The organism is Nitrospira sp. (assembly GCA_016788885.1).
Taxonomy (GTDB): domain Bacteria; phylum Nitrospirota; class Nitrospiria; order Nitrospirales; family Nitrospiraceae; genus Nitrospira_A.
Window position 1 is genome coordinate 37,658 of the sequence record JAEURX010000006.1, and the last position, 17,624, is coordinate 55,281.

The window sequence follows — 17,624 nt, forward strand, 5'->3', positions numbered from 1 at the left end:
GGTTTCCTTGCGATCCACGAGGACTCTCTCCTAGTAGCCTCGATTTCAACAGAATCAAGGGGGAGCTGAGCCTCGGTGGCCTGCCTTACGTCAAGCGGCGGATGGCGGCCTCGATCCGGGTCAGTCCGCGTTCAATGGCCTCCATGGAGGTCGCATAGGACAACCGGATGTGGATGTCGCTGCCGAACGGTTCGCCGGGGACCAGGGCCACTTGTGCCTCGTTCAGCAAAAAGGTCGCCAGGTTGGCTGCGGAGCCGATGGGCTGATCCTTCCAGCGTTTTGTGAGGACGCCGCTCACATTCGGGAAGGCATAGAACGCACCGGTCGGCATCCGGCAGGTGACACCAGGCATGGTATTGAGCCGTTCGACCATGAGACGCCGCCGCCGGTCGAATTCAGCCACCATGACGGCGGTAAACGGATTGCCCAGACGCAATGCGGCCACTGCGGCCTTTTGCGAAATGGAGCAGGGATTCGACGTGCTCTGGCTTTGAATATTGCCCATGGCGGTCAGCAAGGCTTTCGGTCCGGCGGCATAGCCGATGCGCCAGCCGGTCATGGCGTACGCCTTGGAGACCCCGTTGATCACGACGGTTCTCGCGGCGACTTCAGGGCTCAGGCTGGCGATGCTGATGTGCTGCGCCCCGTCATACAGCACCTTCTCGTAAATCTCGTCTGAAATAATGACGAGATCGTGACGCAAGGCGGCGGCGGCGATCCCCTCGAGGGTTTTTCGATCATAGGTCGCCCCGGTTGGATTGCAGGGGCTATTGACGATGATGGCTTTGGTCCGTGGCGTGATGGCGGCCTCCAGCGCCTCCGGGCTGATCGTGTATCCGTCCTGTTCCTGCGTCCGCAGAAGAACCGGCGTGGCATCATTCAGCAGCGTCTGATCCTGGTAGGAGACCCAGAAGGGCACAGGGATAATGATTTCGTCGCCCGCTTCCAGCAGCGCCTCGGCCACATTGTACAACGAATGTTTTGCCCCGCATGACACGAGGATCTGGGACTTTTCATACTGGAGTCCCTGTTCCGCCTTGAGCTTGTCGGCAATGGCGCCGCGCAGTTCATCAATGCCTGATGAGGGCGTGTACTTCGTGAAGCCTGCGCGGATTGCGGCCTCTGCTGCGGCCTTGACCGGTTCAGGCGTGTCGAAATCCGGTTCTCCGGATGCAAAATCGATGACATCGATGCCTTGTGCCGCCATGGATTTTGCGGTTGCGGTAATGCTGAGTGTGGGGGAGGGGACAATGCGTCCGACACGGGCTGCCAGTTTCATCCTTTGAAACTCCGAATTCGTTCTTGGAGCCTCCGCGCCACTTCGGGGTGCACAAAATCCTTGAGCGATCCTCCGTGGCTGGCGACATCCTTAATGATGGTGGAAGAAAGATAGGAATATTCCTCACTGGGCATCAGAAAAACCGTTTCGACGGTCTCCGCCAGTTTACGATTGACGAGTGCCATTTGAAACTCGTGTTCGAAATCCGAGATCGCCCGCAGTCCTCGCAGAATAGCATGGGCGCCGCTGCTCCGTACAAAATCCACCAGAAGCCCTTCGAAGGTCGTGACCTCCAGGTTGGGCAAATCCTTTGTGACGAGGCGGACCATCTCCAGTCGCTCCTTCGCGCTGAACAGCGGATGTTTGGACGGGTTGGGGGCAATCGCCACGATCATCTTCTCGAACATGCGGAATCCACGCCGGATGATATCGGAGTGACCATGCGTGATCGGATCGAATGTGCCGGGATAGACGGCGATCTTCATGCGTGCGGGGCGTCCTTCGGCGTCAGATGGAAGCGTGTCAGCGCGGTGTCGCCATAGTCATAGCGTTTTACTTGGGCCAGCGGCCCCAGCGTCGCGGGAATGTCGGCCTTGTTACTATGTTCGATGACTACGATGGCATCGTCGGCCAACCATCCCGGTTGCCAGTTTCCCGCCAACGACAGAACTTCCGGTGTGAGTCGATAAGGCGGGTCGCAGAAGACAATGTCGTAGGGGCCGGCCCATTGGGTGCCGCGGCGAAAAAACTGAGCGACCTGACAGGCGCAAATATTGGCAACGGCTTCCATTCCGCATTGCTGGAGATTGGAACGGACGAGGCGCAACGCTTCCCTGTCGGTCTCGACGAATGTGACATGTGATGCCCCGCGGCTAAGGGCTTCAATGCCGATCGAGCCGGTTCCGGCGTAGAGGTCCAGCACACGGGCGCCTGTGGTGCGTTCGCCAAGAATAGAGAAGAGGGCTTCTTTCACTCGGTCGGATGTGGGGCGGATGGCCTGTCCTCTGGGACCCAGCAATCGTCGGCCCCGATGAAGCCCTGCGATGACGCGCATGATCGTATTCGGGAGAGAGCCACTCGTTGTTGGCTACGAAGTGAGAGACTCTAACACAGCGTTTTTGCAGGGGTCAAGGAGATGCGAGTGAGAGGAACTGCAAGTGAGAGGAACTGCAAGAGAGAGGAACTGCAAGAGAGAGGAGCGTCTTCTCCCCGCCGCGGGGCGGGGAGCGCTGCAGACGTCACCGAAGGAGGTCCGTGTTTTGACGCGTACGGGAAGGCTCGCTATAATCGGGCGACACTGGAACTCAGTTCACGCGGGCTGAGGAGGTGGCTACACTCGGGTCGTCACACCACCACATCTCACAGAGAACGGAGCGCTGCGTCAGCCGGATCAGCGGGTCGCAACCGGTTGAGCGTCGCGTGCGGCGAGGCTCTTCCGACGGTTCGCCGAAATGGTCCGATCGATGATGGCGCCACAGTTGATGCATTTCCAGGCGTAGAAAATGAGAAAGAAATCAGAGAACCGTTCCAACATCATCATGCCTTTGCACTTCGGACATTCCATGTGTTCCTCCTGGGTGGTGACGTTCACAGCTGAACCTGCTCTCAAGCAAGAGCTGCACCAAAATGTCAAGTCTATATATTTCAATAGTTTATATGCTGGAAGCGTCATACATGAGATGAGTCAGGCGTCAAGTTGACGGCACAAAATGGTGCGGGCTGACATTTTTTTGTCGTAGAGAGCAGGCCGTGACACCAAAAAAGACAGGGCGTGGTATCGGAGAATGGCCGGAAACTGAACGTCCCCGTGAGCGGTTGCTCAGCGAGGGGGCAGCCAGTCTCTCCGACGCACAATTATTGGCGATTCTGCTACGGGTGGGTCGGCAAGACGCCTCGGCCGTCAAGGTGGGAATGGAGGTTCTGGCCCGCGTGGGCGGTATCTATGGATTGCTCCATTGCAGCGTCGAAGAACTCTGCGCCATTCCCGGGGTCGGACCGGCCAAGGCGGCGCAATTGAAAGCGGCCGTGGAAGTCGGCAAGCGTGCGGTGTCGGCTCCGTTGACGACCGGAACCCGCATCAATTCCAGCGCGGATCTCTTTAAGCACTACCACGCACGCTTGCGTGATTTGCGTCACGAGATCTTTGCCGTCGTGCTGCTGGATGCTAAGAACCAGGTCATTCGCGATGTGACCATCTCCGAAGGCAGCCTCACCCTCAGCATCGTGCACCCGCGGGAAGTGTTCATTCCAGCCATGCGGGCTTCGGCTGCTGGCGTGATCTTCCTCCATAACCATCCCAGCGGCGACCCGACGCCGAGTCAGGAAGACCGTATCTTGACGGCTCGACTGGTGTCTGCCGGCTCGCTTCTCGGCATTCAGGTGCTCGATCACGTCATTGTGGGTGACGGCCGCTACGTGAGTTTTGCCGACCAAGGATGGCTTTCGGGGGAGGCCACGCGGTCATGACTGGTTGTGGCACAGTACTGGTCTTATCAGCACACCAATACTCGATCGTCCGCGATACGAAAGGAAGGTCTCACCCACACGTCTCCCTCTAACCAGGCCCATGGTGGCCGCCGACTTACCGAAGGAGGTCATGATGAACGTTCCCCTCGCCGAATCCATCAGGAATGTGGCTGTGGTGTCGAATGTGGGATCGGGAAAAACCTCGTTTGTCGAAGCCCTCGCCTACTGTAGCGGTCACCTCTCCTCTCCGGGCTCTGTGCTCGCAGGCAACACGGTATCTGATTTCGAGCCTGAAGAAATCCACCATCGCAGTTCGTTCAATACCACCGTCGTCCGTTGCTCCTACGACGGCACCGTACTCAATCTCCTGGATACTCCTGGTGCGCCGGCTTTTGTCGCCGACGTCCGCTCCGCCCTGCGTGTGGCGGATGCGGTGGTGCTCGTGGTCAACGCGGCGACCGGCGTACGGAGCGATCTGCAACGGGTGTGGTCGTTGGTCGAGGCCGCCGAGCTTCCTTGCATGGTGTTTGTGAATGGGCTGGATAAAGAGGGAACGCAATGTGACAAAACCCTGGAGGAATTGACCGGCGAGTTGGGAATTGTGGCGGTTCCGCTGACGGTCTCGATCGGCAGTGGTCCGCAGATGAGCACGGTGGCGGATCTGCTGCAGAATCGTGTGCTGACGGTCCGGTCGGATCGTCCACAGGCAGAGGAGGGGCCGGTGCCCCCGGAGTGGCTCGACCGGGTGGCGGAGGCCAGGCGGCGTGTGACTGAACTCGTGGCCGAACAGGACGAAGTGCTACTCGAGCACTATGTGAACAACGGAGGATTGACGGACGACATGTTGGTGCAAGGCTTGCGGATCGGGGTTTGCCGTCGGACGTTGGTTCCCGTGGTGGGAGGTTCGGCGCTGCATCATAGTGGGATTCATTCGCTCCTGCATGGTGTCGTCCGCCTGCTGCCGTCACCGATCGACCGTGCCCGGTCGGTGCCATTGCATGGCGTCAGCCCGTCAGGAGACAGCGCTCCGGTCCAACGTGAACCGCGTGCGACGGCTCCGCTCTCGGCATTGGTATTCAAGACGCTCATCGATCCATTTGTCGGGCGATTGTCCTATGTGCGGGTATATTCGGGAACGTTGGAGGCAGACAGCACCGTGTACAACGCCACCAAACAGGTGCGGGAGCGAGGGGGGCACCTGTTCGCCATGTTCGGGAAAAAATATTCGCCGATCGCCCGTGCCGTGGCGGGAGACATCGTGGCGATTGGAAAGTTGAAGGACACCCTCACGGGCGATACGCTCTGCGATGAACAGGCGCCCATCCGGTACCCCGGTATTCCGGTCGTCAGGCCGGTGATGTCTTTTGCGATCGAGCCGAAATCAAAGGCGGATATTGAAAAAGTGAGTCTTGGGTTGCACAAGCTCATTGAGGAGGACCCGAGTCTTGAGTTCGTCCGTCATCTGGAAACGAAGGAAATGGTGTTGAGTGGGATGGGGCAACGGCATATCGACGTGGCGTTGGAAAAACTGCATCGCAAATATGGCGCCGATGTCACGCTGCATGCGCCCAAGATTCCGTATCGTGAAACGATCCGCAGCGTCGCGCAGGCGCAGGGGAAGTACAAGAAGCAGACCGGCGGGCATGGCCAGTATGGGGATTGCTGGTTAGAAGTCGGTCCGTTGCCGCGCGGGCAGGGATTCGAATTCGAAAACAACATCGTAGGTGGCGCCATCCCGCGTAACTTTGTGCCGGCGGTAGAGAAGGGTGTGGTCGAAGCACTACACGAGGGGCCTCTGGCTGGGTTTCCCACCGTCGATGTGCGGGTGAGCGTGTACGACGGCTCCTACCATGTGGTCGATTCGTCTGAGTTGGCATTCAAGATCGCGGGTTCGATGGGAGTGAAAAAGGCTCTGGAGGCGGCCCATCCAGTCCTGCTTGAACCGCTCATGACGCTGGAGGTGGAGGTTCCTGCAGACTGTGTCGGGGCGGTGCTTGGGGATCTCAATGCCCGGCGAGGACGGATCATCATGGTCGAGGCGAAGGGCCATCTGGAAATCGTGAAGGCCCTGGTTCCACAGGCGGAACTTCTAAATTACGCGCCGGCGCTGAACTCTCTGACCGGTGGGCAGGGGAGTTATGTGATGGAGTACGCCCAGTATGAGGAAGTGCCGAAGGAGTTGACCGGCCGAATCGTTGAGGAGCACCGAGCTGAACGCCACGGGGTCGCCACGCACTAGGCGGAGCCTATGGCGTGATCCGGCCTGTCGGTCGTGAGGCCGCTACCGATCAGCGGGTTTGAGGACGACGTAAAAGGCTCGCCCTTCGCGTAACACCCGCAAGAGGATCGTGTCGCCGCGTTTGACCTTGGTGACGGCGATGGTGAATTCTCCGACGGTGCCGGTGTCGACACGGTTCACTTCCTTGATCAGGTCGCCTTCCCGCAGGCCTTCGGCCTGGGCTAGGCTGCCGGATTCCACTTTGGAGATCAGTACGCCACGGCTTTCGTTGAGTCGAAATTTTTCCGCCAGGCCTGCCGTCAGATCCTGGACGTCGATTCCCAGTTTGAAGTCGCTTCGGCTTTGAGGCAGGGAGGCGACCACGGCGGCATCACGGCGCTCACTCAACGCGACATTCAGGTTGATCCGCTTGCCGTCTCGCACCACTTCCACCAAGGCCAGGGATCCCGGATCGAGTGCTGCAACCAGACGTGAGAGTTTGTTCGGGGTGTCGACGAGCGCACCATCGACTTTGGTGATGACGTCTCCTGGCCTGATCCCGGCAAGCGCGGCCGGATCCCGCTCAAAGACTTCGTTGACCAGCACGCCTTCGTTTTCGTCGACGCCGAATTTGCTGGCCAGATCGAGCGTCAGTGGCTGCAGGCCGACTCCTAACCAGGCACGAACCACTTTGCCCTTGTTGATCAGCTGATGCATCACCTGCTTGGCCATGTTGGACGGGATGGCGAAGCCGATGCCTTGGGCGAAGTTGATGATGGCCGTATTGATGCCGATGATATCGCCGCGCAGATCGAACAACGGGCCGCCGGAGTTGCCGGGGTTGATGGAGGCGTCCGTCTGAATAAAATTTTCATAGCGAGACAGGTTGATGTTTTCCCGCCCGATGCCGCTGACGACTCCGAGTGTGACTGTTCGGTCCAGCCCGAAGGGATTGCCAACGGCCAGCACCCACTGTCCCACCTTTACTCCCGACGAATCCCCAAAGCGGGCGGCGGGGAGGGGGTGGTCGGTGGTCACTTTGAGGACCGCCAAGTCGGTGTCCGGATCTTTCCCGATCACTTGCGCGAAGAGTTTGGTCTTATCGGAAAGGCGCACTTCGACTTCTGCGGCGTCGCCGACGACATGATTGTTGGTGATAATGTGGCCGTTGGCATCAACAATTACCCCAGAGCCGGAACCGGTGGCGTTGGGCGTGCGCTCTCCGGCATCCCGCAATCGCCCTGTGGCTTGGACGGGGAAGATACTGACGACGGACGGCTTTGCTTCCTCGGCCAGGTCTGTGATCACGGTTTGCAGTTCTTCCAGCATCCGTAACCCGGCGGATGACTTTCGCGGCGTGGATCCGCTCTCTCCTGCGGCCAGTGTCGATACGGGCATGCCGAGCAGCCACCCGGCAAAACCAAGTCCGAGAACGGTCATGGTGGAAAACAAGGATGGTGTCTTCATGGTCTGGCAAGCTCCGAGAGCGATCCTTCCGCACGGTCGCTCTTCGTCAGGATACCAGAATGTTGCGCAGGAGCGAAAGCGTGGCCGTGATCAGGCGGTCTTTGAGGCGGCCGGGCGTTGAAAATACGGAAGCCAGTGGGTCAGGTCGTGGCGCAGGCCCACCAGGATGACGATATCATCCGGTCTGAGCGTCATGGCATCGGAGAGGGGGAGGAGGAATGGACCGCGAAACACGGCGGCGATGTGGGTCGTGGGCGGTAGGTCGAATTCACCGATCGGATGGCCGATGACCGGTGCTCCGCGTACCACCACGACGCGCTCGATCGCGGCATCCCGCAGGCCTAACTCCCGCTGCATCGTCAGCAGGTCTTCGTGAGCCAGTTCAATCTTGAGCTCGCGAATCTGGCGTTCGACCAGCTGCAGGGCCCCGCGTTGTCCCTTGATGCGTTCAGCGGCCACCCGGACGATATCTTCCAGCGGCCCTGGATCGGAAGGAGATTGCGCATGAAACCCTCCCGCAGGTGCTGAGGCTGCCGTGGCAATGCGCTGGCCGACGTGCTGATGAATGGTATGGATTTGGTGCAGAATCGTCGTGGCTTGCCCATGCAGCCGGAGCACGTGGACCTTGCGATTGACCCGTTCTGCGATGGCCACAATCGTCTCATAGAGCGCGCTGCCGGTCAGGGAGAGTTCTTTGCGGATACGAGCCAACAGCTCGAAAGACAGCATGGCAATAATGTCCGATAAGATATATTATGTCAACTAACTCGTCCGATTCGAGATTCCGTGCCGCTCCACAGACGAACGAGATTGTCCTTGTGTCTCGCCCAGATCAGCAGACTCACGACACAGGAAAACCCGATAAAGAGCCAGGAGCGATGGAAAAGCAATGACACGAACGGAAACATCGCGAACGCGAACAGTGCGCCTCCCGAAGAATACTTCCATAGGAAGACGGCGCCGATCCAGAGCCCCATCAGTGTGAGTCCAATCCACGGTGCGACGCCCAAGGCCGCACCCAACGCGGTCGCGACGCCCTTCCCGCCCTTGAAGCCAAGGAACATCGAATGGAGATGGCCGATGATCGACGCCAGGGCGACCCCCAATACCGCCGCCTCTTGGTGCAGGAGCACCGTGGCCACCCACCCTGCCAGCCAGCCCTTTCCAATGTCGCCGATCAGGGTCAGCACGCCGGCTTTCTTGCCGCTCACGCGCAGGACATTGGTGAACCCGACATTCTTGCTGCCTGCTGATCGTGGGTCGACCGCGCCCAGCAGGCGGGACACCACCACGCCGAAAGGAATCGACCCCAGAAGATAGCCGAAGAGGATGAGGAAACCGATGAGCCAGGGACTGTCCATCAATGGTTGACCGGATCGTCGATTACCGGCATGTGCCGGCGCGAGCGACTATAGACCCTTCGTCCCGATCTGACGCCAGAAACTCCACACATACTGCGCGCCCGACACATAGCCTAGGATGAGGGACAGATACAAGGTGACGATGCCGGCCAAGTGCAGGTTGCCGATGGCTTCCACCACCGTTCCTTCCAGCAGGAGGAGGACGATGGCGATGACCTGCAAGGCCATTTTGTATTTGCCGGTGACCTCGGCCGACATGATCAATCCTTCAGATGCGGCGATCGCCCGCAACCCGGTCACGGCCACTTCGCGGGCGATGATCAGAATGGCCACCAGCGCGCTGACGCGATCGACTTGCACCAGGAGAATCAAGGCAGACAAGACCAGCAGCTTATCCGCAATGGGATCGAGGAGCCGTCCGAGTTTCGTGATCTGGCCGGTCTTTCGTGCGACATAGCCGTCCAGCAGGTCCGTGACTGCTGCGACGACGAACACCAACGCGGCCGCCAGGGATCGATCCGGTGTGGGGTCGAGGAGAAGCATGACGAACACCGGGATCAAGAGAATGCGGACGAGCGTCAGCACGTTGGGCAGATTAATATTACTTTCCTGCCCTGCCGATCGCATCAACACCAGTCCGGCTTCTTTCCAGCCTTCTCCCATGGTCTCTTTCGTCCGTTTCCTTGAGGCCTTCCTTATACAATGCCGTGTTTGAGCAGGTCATGCAAGTGAATCACCCCGGCAAGGCGATTCGGCGGTTCGATGACCACCAGCGCGGTGATCGAAAAACGTTCCATCAAGGCGACGGCCGTCGTGGCCAGTTCGTCCGGGCCGATGGTTTTCGGGGTGCGGCTGGCCAGGTCGCCGGCCGTGACGTGGCTGAAGTCCCCGCCGGCCTGAATGAAGCGCCGCAAGTCGCCGTCGGTGACGATTCCATAGAGCGCACCCTTCGCATTGACGACGGTCGTCAGTCCGAGTTTCTTCGAGGTCATCTCCAGGATCGTATCTGCTCCCGACACCTCGGCGCGCACGCGCGGCAAGTGTTCGCCATGCTGCATGAGATCGCGCACCTTCACCAGCAATCGCCGCCCCAGGCTGCCGCCGGGATGGAATTGCGCAAAATCGTCGTGCTTGAACCCGCGTTTTTGCAGCAGCGCCACGGCCAGGGCATCGCCCATGGCGAGGGTGGCGGTGGTGCTGGCCGTCGGGGCCAGACCCAGCGGGCAGGCCTCTTCATCCACGGAGACATCCAGTGCCACATCGCTGTTTTTCGCGAGTGTCGAATTCATCTTTCCGGTCATGCCGACGACGGGCACATTCATTCGTTTGACGAAGGGCAGCAATTGCAGCACTTCCTGCGTCTCTCCGCTGTTGGAAATGGCGATGAGCACATCACGCCGTGCGAGCATGCCGAGATCCCCGTGGACTCCTTCGGCCGGATGCAGAAAGAACGAAGGCGTCCCGGTACTGGCCAGGGTAGCCGCAATTTTCTGGCCGATGAGGCCGGATTTCCCCATGCCCGAAATGACGACTTTCCCCTGGCACTCGTAGAGCAGCGTCACGGCTCTCGCGAACCGCTCATCCAGACGGGCTTTGAGATCGAGCACCGCGCGCGCTTCGATATCGAGGACGCGAATCCCCTCGCGCACGCTCGCATCGCCTTTGGCAGAACGCACGGCGGATGTCCTGGTCTTGCCTGTTACCGGACCGGTTGTGTGGCGGCTGCGTCGCATATACGTAATACCCGTTCAAGGAGTGAATGAAGCGCATGAAGTGGAACCATGTTGGGTCCATCGGACAGGGCGGAATCGGGATCCGGATGCACTTCCATGAAAAACCCGTCGCAGCCGGCTCCTGCCGCCGCGCATGCCAAGGGTTCGACGAATTCACGCTGGCCGCCGGATTTGGTGCCGCCCCCGCCCGGCAGCTGCACGCTATGGGTGGCATCGAAGACCACCGGATAGCCGAAACGGCGCATGATGGGAAACGAACGCATGTCGACGACCAGATTGTTGTAGCCGAAGGAAGATCCGCGCTCCGTCAGGACAATCCGGTGGTTGCCGGCATCCTCCACCTTCTTGATGGCATTCCCCATTTCCGGCGGCGACAGGAATTGCCCTTTCTTGATGTTCACGACTTTGCCGGTCTTTGCGGCAGCGATCAACAGGTCGGTCTGTCGGCAGAGAAACGCAGGAATCTGCAGGATGTCGACCACCTGCCCGGCCTCGGTCGCCTGATCCTCTGTGTGCACGTCGGTCAAAATCGGGACACCGATCTGTTGCTTGATCTTGGCCAGGATGGCAAGTCCCTTCTCTAATCCAGGTCCGCGAAAAGACGAGATGGAGGTGCGATTGGCTTTATCGAAGGACGACTTGAACACGTAGGGCATGCCGAGCGATGTAGTGATTTCCGCGATGCGTCCCGCCGTGTCCATGGCGAGCTGCTCGCTTTCAATCACGCAAGGTCCGGCGATCAAAAACGGACGATGGCCCGCCCCGATCTTAAATTGTCCCAAATCAACTTCGTACGCCATAATCTCCGAGTTATTGATGGTCCATGGGAGGCTCAAACTGATCTTTCAGCAAGGCCGCAGACGAGGCAGAACCGCAGGCGTAGCGGAGCTACGTCGAGGATTGTGCCGAGTCGAGAACGCCGATGAAAGGCAGTTTCAGCCTCCCTTACTCAATGGCCGCATTTGCGGCGTAGTGCCGCCCCGACAAATCCACTAAACAAAGGATGCGGGTGATGCGGCCGCGACTTGTATTCCGGATGAAACTGCGTCGCCAGGAACCAGGGATGGTTCTGCAGTTCAACGATTTCAACCAGGCGCCCATCCGGCGACAGGCCGCTCAGAATCAGTCCTTGTGCCGTCAATTGCTCGCGATAGGCATTATTGAATTCATACCGGTGGCGATGCCGCTCGCGCACTTCGCTGACGCCGTACATTTTTTGCGCCAGCGTGCCCTCTCCCAAGGTACAGGCGTAGGCGCCCAGGCGCATCGTGCCGCCCTTGTCGTTGACGGATTGCTGGTCGGACATGAGATGAATGACCGGATGCGGCGACTGCGCATCGAACTCCGCGCTGTTCGCGCCGTTGAGTCCGGCGACATTGCGCGCAAACTCGATGGTCGCGCACTGCATGCCCAGACACAGACCGAGGAATGGAATCTGATGTTCCCGCGCATACTGGATGGTGACAATCTTGCCTTCGATCCCGCGTGAGCCGAACCCGCCGGGAATGAGAATGCCGTCCGCCTCGCGCAGGATTCGCTCCGTCCCCTGCCGTTCGACGTCTTCGGATTCGATCCACGTCACGTTGACGCGGGTTTCATGGTCGATCCCGCCGTGCACCAGGGCCTCCGCCAAGCTCTTATAACATTCTTTCAGTCCGGCATATTTTCCGACGAGCGCGATGGACACTTCATGCTTGGGATGCTTGATCTTCTGCACCATCGCATCCCATTCGCGCAGATTGGGCGGCCCGGTTTCAAGCTTCAACTGCCGTACGATCAGTTCATCCAACCCTTCCTTGCGGAAAACGATCGGCACTTCGTAGATGGTCTCGACATCCTTGGCCGTGATGACCGCATCTTTCTCGACGTTGCAAAACATGGCGATCTTCGCCTTGAGTTCCGGCGGAAGGTAGCGATCCGTGCGGCACAGCAGAATGTTCGGTTGAATACCGATTTCGCGCAGCTTGTTGACGGAATGCTGGGTCGGTTTGGTTTTCAACTCACCGGCGGCGCCGATATACGGGACGAGGGTCAGGTGCACGTAGAGCACATTGTCCCGCCCCACGTCGTAGGGAATCTGCCGAATGGCTTCCAGAAACGGCAGGCTTTCGATGTCGCCCACCGTGCCGCCGATCTCCACGATCGTGACGTCCATGCCTTGTGAGGTGCGCATGATACATTGCTTGATCTCGTCGGTGACATGCGGCACCACCTGCACCGTTCCGCCCAGATAATCACCCCGCCGTTCCTTCGTGATAACCGAGTGATAGATCCTGCCGGTCGTGTAGTTGTTTTCGCGCGTCAGCGTCAGCGAGGTGTAGCGTTCGTAATGCCCCAGGTCGAGATCGGTCTCTGCCCCGTCTTCGGTGACGTAGACCTCGCCGTGCTGGTAGGGATTCATGGTCCCGGGGTCGACGTTGATGTAGGGGTCGAGCTTCAAGAAGGTGATTTTCAACCCGCGGCTTTCCAGCAGATTCCCAATGGACGCAGACGCCAGTCCCTTTCCGAGCGACGAGACGACACCCCCGGTGACAAAGATCAGCTTGCTCATCGTGGCACCTTCTTGTGAATGCGGCCAATAGTCATGGTTGAGTGCTCCCCGGTCCGCTCGTCTGGGCGCGAAGTTGCGCGAGGGCCACGGGTACGTCCTCGGGGCTATCGATGCGCAACGACGCATGAGAGGTCTCCCAGACGCGAATCCGGATTCCGTTCTCCAGTGCGCGTAGCTGCTCCAGTTTTTCCGCCTCTTCCAGAATCCCGGTCGGTAAGGCCGTCAGGCGCGCGAGGGTCTCGCGCGTGTAGATATACAGACCCAGGTGAATGAAATGTAATCCCGGCACGGCCGACCGTTTTGGATCGTCGCGCACCAGCGGGATCGGCGCTCGCGAAAAATAGAGGGCATGGCCTTCCCGGTCGGTCGTCACTTTGACCACCCCGGGGTTGTGTAGGTCTGCATCGCTGTCGATCCGTCTTTTTAACGTCCCCATTGGTGCGTCGCTTGTCAGAAATGGTTCCACCAGGTCCGTGATCAGGTCGGGATGGAGAAGAATTTCGTCGCCTTGCAGGTCGACGAAACACCCGCCGGTTCGAGATTGTGCGACGGCGGCTACGCGATCTGTGCCGGTACGATAGGGCTCGGTCATGATAAGCACCTTCCCCCCGAATTGCTCAACGGCGGCCTTGATGCGCTCGTCATCCGTGGCAACCAGCACCTCGTCCACCACGCGGCAGGCCTTGGCCTGTTCATACACATGTTGGATCATCGGCTTGCCCATCAGTTCGACCAGGGGCTTGCCCGGAAATCGAGAAGATCCGTAACGGGCAGGAATGACCACCGTAACCGGACGTTTCACGTCAGTTCTGCCCCAAGGCATCGGTCAACTGCGCAGCGGTGACGGTGGCGGTGCCGATCATGCCGACGACAACTCCGGCCGCTTGATTGGCGAGTATGGCCGCTTCTCGCATGTTGGCGCCGGTCGAAAGGGCCAAGGCCAGGGTCCCGACGACTGTGTCGCCGGCTCCCGTCACGTCATAGACCTGCCGGGCACGTGTCGGAATATGCCAGTGGTCGCCATGGCTCTGGTAGACACTCATGCCTCGCTCACCTCGTGTGACGAGTACGGTTTGGCACCCCAATCGTTGGCGCAGAACCATCCCGGCTTTGTTGATCGTCTTATCATCCTCCCCTTGCACGCCGGCCGCTTGGGTGGCCTCGAGATGGTTGGGGGTGACGACCGTCACGCCCTTGTAATAGCTGAAATGCTCCACCTTGGGATCGACGACAATGGGGATCTTGCGCTGTCCCGCCAAACGAGTCAACTCGGTCATCAGCGAGGCCGTGACGACGCCTTTGGCGTAATCGGAGACCACCAGGCAGGACAGTTCCTTCAGCCGTGATTCGACGTACCGGAGGATCCGACGTTGCAGAAGGCTGGAGAGTTCGTTCCGGCGTTCCACGTCGTAGCGGACGATTTGTTGGTTGTGAGCAACGACGCGTGACTTCCGTGTGGTCGGCCGGCTCTGATCGATAATGACTCCGCCGCGACCCTGGCGGCGGCCACCCAATTCTTTCAACAGCAGCCGTCCGCTCTCGTCCGCTCCGATGACCCCGCAGATATCCGCTTGGCCGCCCAGCGCGAGAATGTTGTTGAAGACGTTGGCCGCACCGCCGAGCTTGAGTGATTCTGATTCGACGTGGACCACCGGCACGGGGGCTTCCGGAGAAATTCTGCTGACTCGTCCCCACACGTAGTGATCCAGGATCAAGTCCCCGATGACCAGCACGCTGGCCTGCGGGAAGCGCTGGATATACGTGCTGAGTGCGACCTGATCCACCATCGGATCTTCGCTTCCCTGCCCGCTCCACGGACCGGTTTGTCCGGACCGTCCTACTGGATGGCTTTTCCTAACCTTTCCCATCGTACCCATTCCGTCCACGATCCTTGGCCGCTCCACGACCAGTAAATGCGAAACGCTTTGCCGCGCACCTTCTCCGTGCGCACATAGCCCCAGAACCGACTGTCGAGACTGTGATCCCGGTTGTCTCCCATCACGAAGTACGCATCCTCCGGTACCGTCACCGGGCCGAAATTATCGCGCGGGCTGATGTGCCCGTCATGGATGGGTGGATCGGTGTGTTGCGTGAAGGCCTTATCCTCGAACGGCGTCCCGTTGATATGGACGACCTTGTTGCGCACCTGAATCGTGTCGCCAGGCAGCCCGATCACGCGCTTGATGAAGTCCTTGTCTTCATCTTCGGGAAATCGAAATACGATGATGTCGCCGCGCTGGATCGAACCGAACGGAATCACGGTTCGCGAGGAATAACAGGTGACCGGAGGAAAGCCCGGTTGAAACTTGCAGTCGGTGGGCCACTGGAGGCCATAGGATAACTTGCTGACGAGGATATGATCCCCGACCAGGAGGGTGGGAATCATCGAACCGGATGGAATTTTGAACGCCTGCACCACGAACACGCGGATCGCGAACGCGAGCAACATCGCGATGATGATCGCCTCTGCGTATTCGCGTAGGATCGACTTGTGGGCCGGTTGCTCAGCCACGACGAGGCGTGCTTCGTTGGTCGTCTGTTCGGTGGGAGTGGGCGTCGTGTGGTCGTTCGTCGCGGGAACCTCATCGGGACGAGCATTGGGATCGACGCTCATTCCTCGCCCACCTTCAGGATGGCCAGAAACGCTTCCTGTGGGACTTCCACGCGTCCCACCGCCTTCATGCGCTTTTTGCCTTCCTTCTGCTTCTCCCACAGTTTGCGTTTGCGGGAAATGTCGCCGCCGTAACATTTGGCCGTGACATTCTTCTTGATGGCGCCGATGGTTTCGCGGGCGATGATTTTATTGCCGATGGCCGCTTGAATGGCGATCTCGAACATTTGTTTGGGAATAAGTTCCTTCATCTTCTCGGCGACCTGGCGCCCGCGCTGATAGGCCCGTTCCTTATGGGTGATAAACGAGAGCGCATCGACCGGCTCGCCGTTGAGCAAAATGTCCAGCCGCACCAGTTCGGACTCGCGGTAGCCGAGGAGTTCATAATCGAGCGACGCATACCCCTGGGTCTTGGATTTGAGCTTGTCGTAAAAATCCAGGATGACTTCGTTGAGCGGCAATTCATAGGCGATGACCACACGAGTGGGATCCAGGTAGTGAATGCTTCGCTGAATACCCCGCCGCTCCTGACACAGTTGCAACAACGTCCCGAGGTACCGTTCCGGCGCAATCAGCGTGGCCAGAATGAAGGGTTCCTCGAAGGACTCAATCGAACTCGGCTCGGGCAGGTCTGCCGGGTTGTTGAGCTCCAACACGTCGCCGCTGGTGGTGAGGATCCGGTAGATGACGGTGGGCGCGGTCGTGATCAGCGTCAGCCCGTATTCCCGCTCCAGCCGCTCCTGAATAATTTCCATATGCAGCAGACCGAGGAACCCGCAACGAAATCCGAAGCCGAGCGCCAACGAGGTTTCCGGCTCGTAGATAAATGAGGAATCGTTCAGTCGCAATTTGAGCAAGGCATCGCGCAGATCTTCATAGCGTGCGGTGTCCGTCGAATAGAGTCCGCAAAAGACCAGTGGCTTCACTTCCTTGTAGCCGGGAAATGGCTGGTCTGTCGGGCGGGCGGCATCGGTTAAGGTGTCGCCGATCTTCACGTCGGCCACTTCCTTCATGTTGGCGCAGAGATAGCCGACCTCTCCCGTCAGGAGTTGCGTGCCCTTCGTTCGTTTCGGCGTGAATTGCCCGACTTCCGTCACCTCGAACAAGCGGTCATTCGACATCACCTTGATTTTCATGCCCGGGCGCACGGACCCGTCGATGATGCGGGTCAGCACGATCACGCCCTGATAGTTATCGAACCAGGAATCGAAGATCAGCGCTTTGAGCGGGCGAGTCGGGTCCCCGGACGGTGGCGGAATGCGTTTGACGATGGCCTCGAGCACTTCCGGAACGCCGAGTCCCTCCTTCGCGCTCACGAGCATGGCATCGGTGGCATCCAACGTCAGCACGTCGGAAATCTGTTGCTTGGTGCCTTCGACGTCGGCGCTGGCAAGATCGATCTTATTGATGACCGGGATGATGGTGTGGTGGTTGCCCATGGCCAGGTTCACGTTGGCGATGGTCTGGGCCTGAACACCTTGTGTCGCATCGACCAGCAGGAGCGATCCCTCGCACGCCGCGAGACTTCGCGAGACTTCGTACGTGAAGTCGACGTGCCCCGGCGTATCGATCAAATGCAGTAAATAGGTCTTCCCGTCCTGAGCCTTGTAGCGGATGGCCACGGCATGAGCTTTGATGGTGATACCACGCTCACGCTCCAGGTCCATCGCGTCGAGGATCTGCTCCTTCGCTTCCCGGGCAGTCACTGCGCCAGTTGCGTCAAGGAGCCGGTCGGCGAGGGTCGATTTACCGTGATCGATATGGGCGATGATCGAGAAATTTCGGATGAGACTTTGCAAATCCTGGCTCATGTTCCCCAAAATCGATTCATTATAGTGACCGCCTCTAACGTTGTCAAAGAAATCGCCCGCCGGTATAATCCGCGCGCGGCGCGGCGTTTCACATCGAACAGTCCCCTGCCGCGCGATCACGGCGACA

17 protein-coding genes are annotated in these 17,624 nt (G+C 59.3%); 2 read left to right on the top strand and 15 right to left on the bottom strand.

The annotated features are described in order from the left end of the window. Positions 1-85: 85 nt before the first annotated feature. The 4 genes from JNL86_00685 to JNL86_00700 form a co-directional block, all read right to left on the bottom strand. Entirely contained in the window at positions 86-1,279 is a 1,194-nt protein-coding gene (locus tag JNL86_00685) for a pyridoxal phosphate-dependent aminotransferase (protein ID MBL8041418.1), read from the bottom strand. Further along, complete coding sequence (gene coaD, locus JNL86_00690) at positions 1,276-1,764, bottom strand: pantetheine-phosphate adenylyltransferase (protein MBL8041419.1); 489 nt, start codon at positions 1,762-1,764, stop codon at positions 1,276-1,278. Before coaD ends, JNL86_00685 begins: the two co-directional genes overlap by 4 nt. Further along, positions 1,761-2,333, bottom strand: coding sequence for a 16S rRNA (guanine(966)-N(2))-methyltransferase RsmD (gene rsmD / locus JNL86_00695; protein MBL8041420.1), 573 nt, complete (start codon positions 2,331-2,333; stop codon positions 1,761-1,763). Before rsmD ends, coaD begins: the two co-directional genes overlap by 4 nt. 336 nt (positions 2,334-2,669) lie before the next feature. Further along, positions 2,670-2,843 carry a hypothetical protein gene (locus tag JNL86_00700; GenBank protein ID MBL8041421.1) on the bottom strand — a complete coding sequence of 58 codons (174 nt, stop codon included), beginning with the start codon at positions 2,841-2,843 and terminating at the stop codon, positions 2,670-2,672. A 185-nt stretch (positions 2,844-3,028) separates the two neighbouring features. Here JNL86_00700 and radC point away from each other — a divergent pair, with 185 nt between their 5' ends. Then, positions 3,029-3,745, top strand: a complete 717-nt coding sequence (gene radC / locus JNL86_00705) for a DNA repair protein RadC (protein MBL8041422.1) — start codon at positions 3,029-3,031, stop codon at positions 3,743-3,745. 133 nt (positions 3,746-3,878) lie between these two features. Then, on the top strand, positions 3,879-5,984 hold the full coding sequence (locus tag JNL86_00710; protein ID MBL8041423.1) for an elongation factor G: 2,106 nt from the start codon (positions 3,879-3,881) through the stop codon (positions 5,982-5,984). A 42-nt stretch (positions 5,985-6,026) separates the two neighbouring features. On the opposite strand, the gene JNL86_00715 is transcribed toward JNL86_00710, so the two are convergent. The 11 genes from JNL86_00715 to lepA form a co-directional block, all read right to left on the bottom strand. Further along, positions 6,027-7,430: a Do family serine endopeptidase gene (locus JNL86_00715; protein MBL8041424.1), complete on the bottom strand. Its 1,404-nt coding sequence runs from the start codon at positions 7,428-7,430 to the stop codon at positions 6,027-6,029. A 90-nt stretch (positions 7,431-7,520) separates the two neighbouring features. Next, positions 7,521-8,159, bottom strand: a complete 639-nt coding sequence (locus JNL86_00720; protein ID MBL8041425.1) for a TrkA C-terminal domain-containing protein — start codon at positions 8,157-8,159, stop codon at positions 7,521-7,523. A 29-nt stretch (positions 8,160-8,188) separates the two neighbouring features. Further along, positions 8,189-8,791, bottom strand: a complete 603-nt coding sequence (gene plsY, locus JNL86_00725; GenBank protein ID MBL8041426.1) for a glycerol-3-phosphate 1-O-acyltransferase PlsY — start codon at positions 8,789-8,791, stop codon at positions 8,189-8,191. 48 nt (positions 8,792-8,839) lie between these two features. After that, positions 8,840-9,454 carry a CDP-diacylglycerol--glycerol-3-phosphate 3-phosphatidyltransferase gene (pgsA, locus tag JNL86_00730; protein ID MBL8041427.1) on the bottom strand — a complete coding sequence of 205 codons (615 nt, stop codon included), beginning with the start codon at positions 9,452-9,454 and terminating at the stop codon, positions 8,840-8,842. A 32-nt stretch (positions 9,455-9,486) separates the two neighbouring features. Further along, positions 9,487-10,467, bottom strand: coding sequence for a KpsF/GutQ family sugar-phosphate isomerase (locus JNL86_00735; protein ID MBL8041428.1), 981 nt, complete (start codon positions 10,465-10,467; stop codon positions 9,487-9,489). A 23-nt stretch (positions 10,468-10,490) separates the two neighbouring features. Beyond that, positions 10,491-11,324: a 3-deoxy-8-phosphooctulonate synthase gene (gene kdsA, locus JNL86_00740; GenBank protein ID MBL8041429.1), complete on the bottom strand. Its 834-nt coding sequence runs from the start codon at positions 11,322-11,324 to the stop codon at positions 10,491-10,493. Between the two features lie 149 nt (positions 11,325-11,473). After that, entirely contained in the window at positions 11,474-13,075 is a 1,602-nt protein-coding gene (locus JNL86_00745; GenBank protein MBL8041430.1) for a CTP synthase, read from the bottom strand. Positions 13,076-13,106: 31 nt separating this feature from the next. Continuing rightward, positions 13,107-13,898 (bottom strand): 3-deoxy-manno-octulosonate cytidylyltransferase, encoded by a 792-nt coding sequence (gene kdsB / locus JNL86_00750; protein ID MBL8041431.1) that lies wholly within the window; start codon positions 13,896-13,898, stop codon positions 13,107-13,109. After that, positions 13,879-14,943, bottom strand: coding sequence for a D-glycero-beta-D-manno-heptose-7-phosphate kinase (rfaE1, locus tag JNL86_00755; GenBank protein MBL8041432.1), 1,065 nt, complete (start codon positions 14,941-14,943; stop codon positions 13,879-13,881). The genes kdsB and rfaE1 overlap by 20 nt, the downstream gene beginning before the upstream one ends. After that, positions 14,913-15,689, bottom strand: a complete 777-nt coding sequence (lepB, locus tag JNL86_00760; GenBank protein ID MBL8041433.1) for a signal peptidase I — start codon at positions 15,687-15,689, stop codon at positions 14,913-14,915. Before lepB ends, rfaE1 begins: the two co-directional genes overlap by 31 nt. After that, positions 15,686-17,497, bottom strand: a complete 1,812-nt coding sequence (gene lepA / locus JNL86_00765; GenBank protein ID MBL8041434.1) for an elongation factor 4 — start codon at positions 17,495-17,497, stop codon at positions 15,686-15,688. The genes lepB and lepA overlap by 4 nt, the downstream gene beginning before the upstream one ends. Positions 17,498-17,624: the final 127 nt, after the last annotated feature.

Coding starts and splice junctions, on each gene's coding strand:
- JNL86_00685 (MBL8041418.1), bottom strand. CDS start 1,279: ATGAAACTGGCAGCCCGTGTCGGACGCATTGTCCCCTCCCCCACACTC.
- coaD (MBL8041419.1), bottom strand. CDS start 1,764: ATGAAGATCGCCGTCTATCCCGGCACATTCGATCCGATCACGCATGGT.
- rsmD (MBL8041420.1), bottom strand. CDS start 2,333: ATGCGCGTCATCGCAGGGCTTCATCGGGGCCGACGATTGCTGGGTCCC.
- JNL86_00700 (MBL8041421.1), bottom strand. CDS start 2,843: ATGGAATGTCCGAAGTGCAAAGGCATGATGATGTTGGAACGGTTCTCT.
- JNL86_00710 (MBL8041423.1), top strand. CDS start 3,879: ATGAACGTTCCCCTCGCCGAATCCATCAGGAATGTGGCTGTGGTGTCG.
- JNL86_00715 (MBL8041424.1), bottom strand. CDS start 7,430: ATGAAGACACCATCCTTGTTTTCCACCATGACCGTTCTCGGACTTGGT.
- JNL86_00720 (MBL8041425.1), bottom strand. CDS start 8,159: ATGCTGTCTTTCGAGCTGTTGGCTCGTATCCGCAAAGAACTCTCCCTG.
- plsY (MBL8041426.1), bottom strand. CDS start 8,791: ATGGACAGTCCCTGGCTCATCGGTTTCCTCATCCTCTTCGGCTATCTT.
- pgsA (MBL8041427.1), bottom strand. CDS start 9,454: ATGGGAGAAGGCTGGAAAGAAGCCGGACTGGTGTTGATGCGATCGGCA.
- kdsA (MBL8041429.1), bottom strand. CDS start 11,324: ATGGCGTACGAAGTTGATTTGGGACAATTTAAGATCGGGGCGGGCCAT.
- JNL86_00745 (MBL8041430.1), bottom strand. CDS start 13,075: ATGAGCAAGCTGATCTTTGTCACCGGGGGTGTCGTCTCGTCGCTCGGA.
- kdsB (MBL8041431.1), bottom strand. CDS start 13,898: ATGCCTTGGGGCAGAACTGACGTGAAACGTCCGGTTACGGTGGTCATT.
- rfaE1 (MBL8041432.1), bottom strand. CDS start 14,943: ATGGGAAAGGTTAGGAAAAGCCATCCAGTAGGACGGTCCGGACAAACC.
- lepB (MBL8041433.1), bottom strand. CDS start 15,689: ATGAGCGTCGATCCCAATGCTCGTCCCGATGAGGTTCCCGCGACGAAC.
- lepA (MBL8041434.1), bottom strand. CDS start 17,497: ATGAGCCAGGATTTGCAAAGTCTCATCCGAAATTTCTCGATCATCGCC.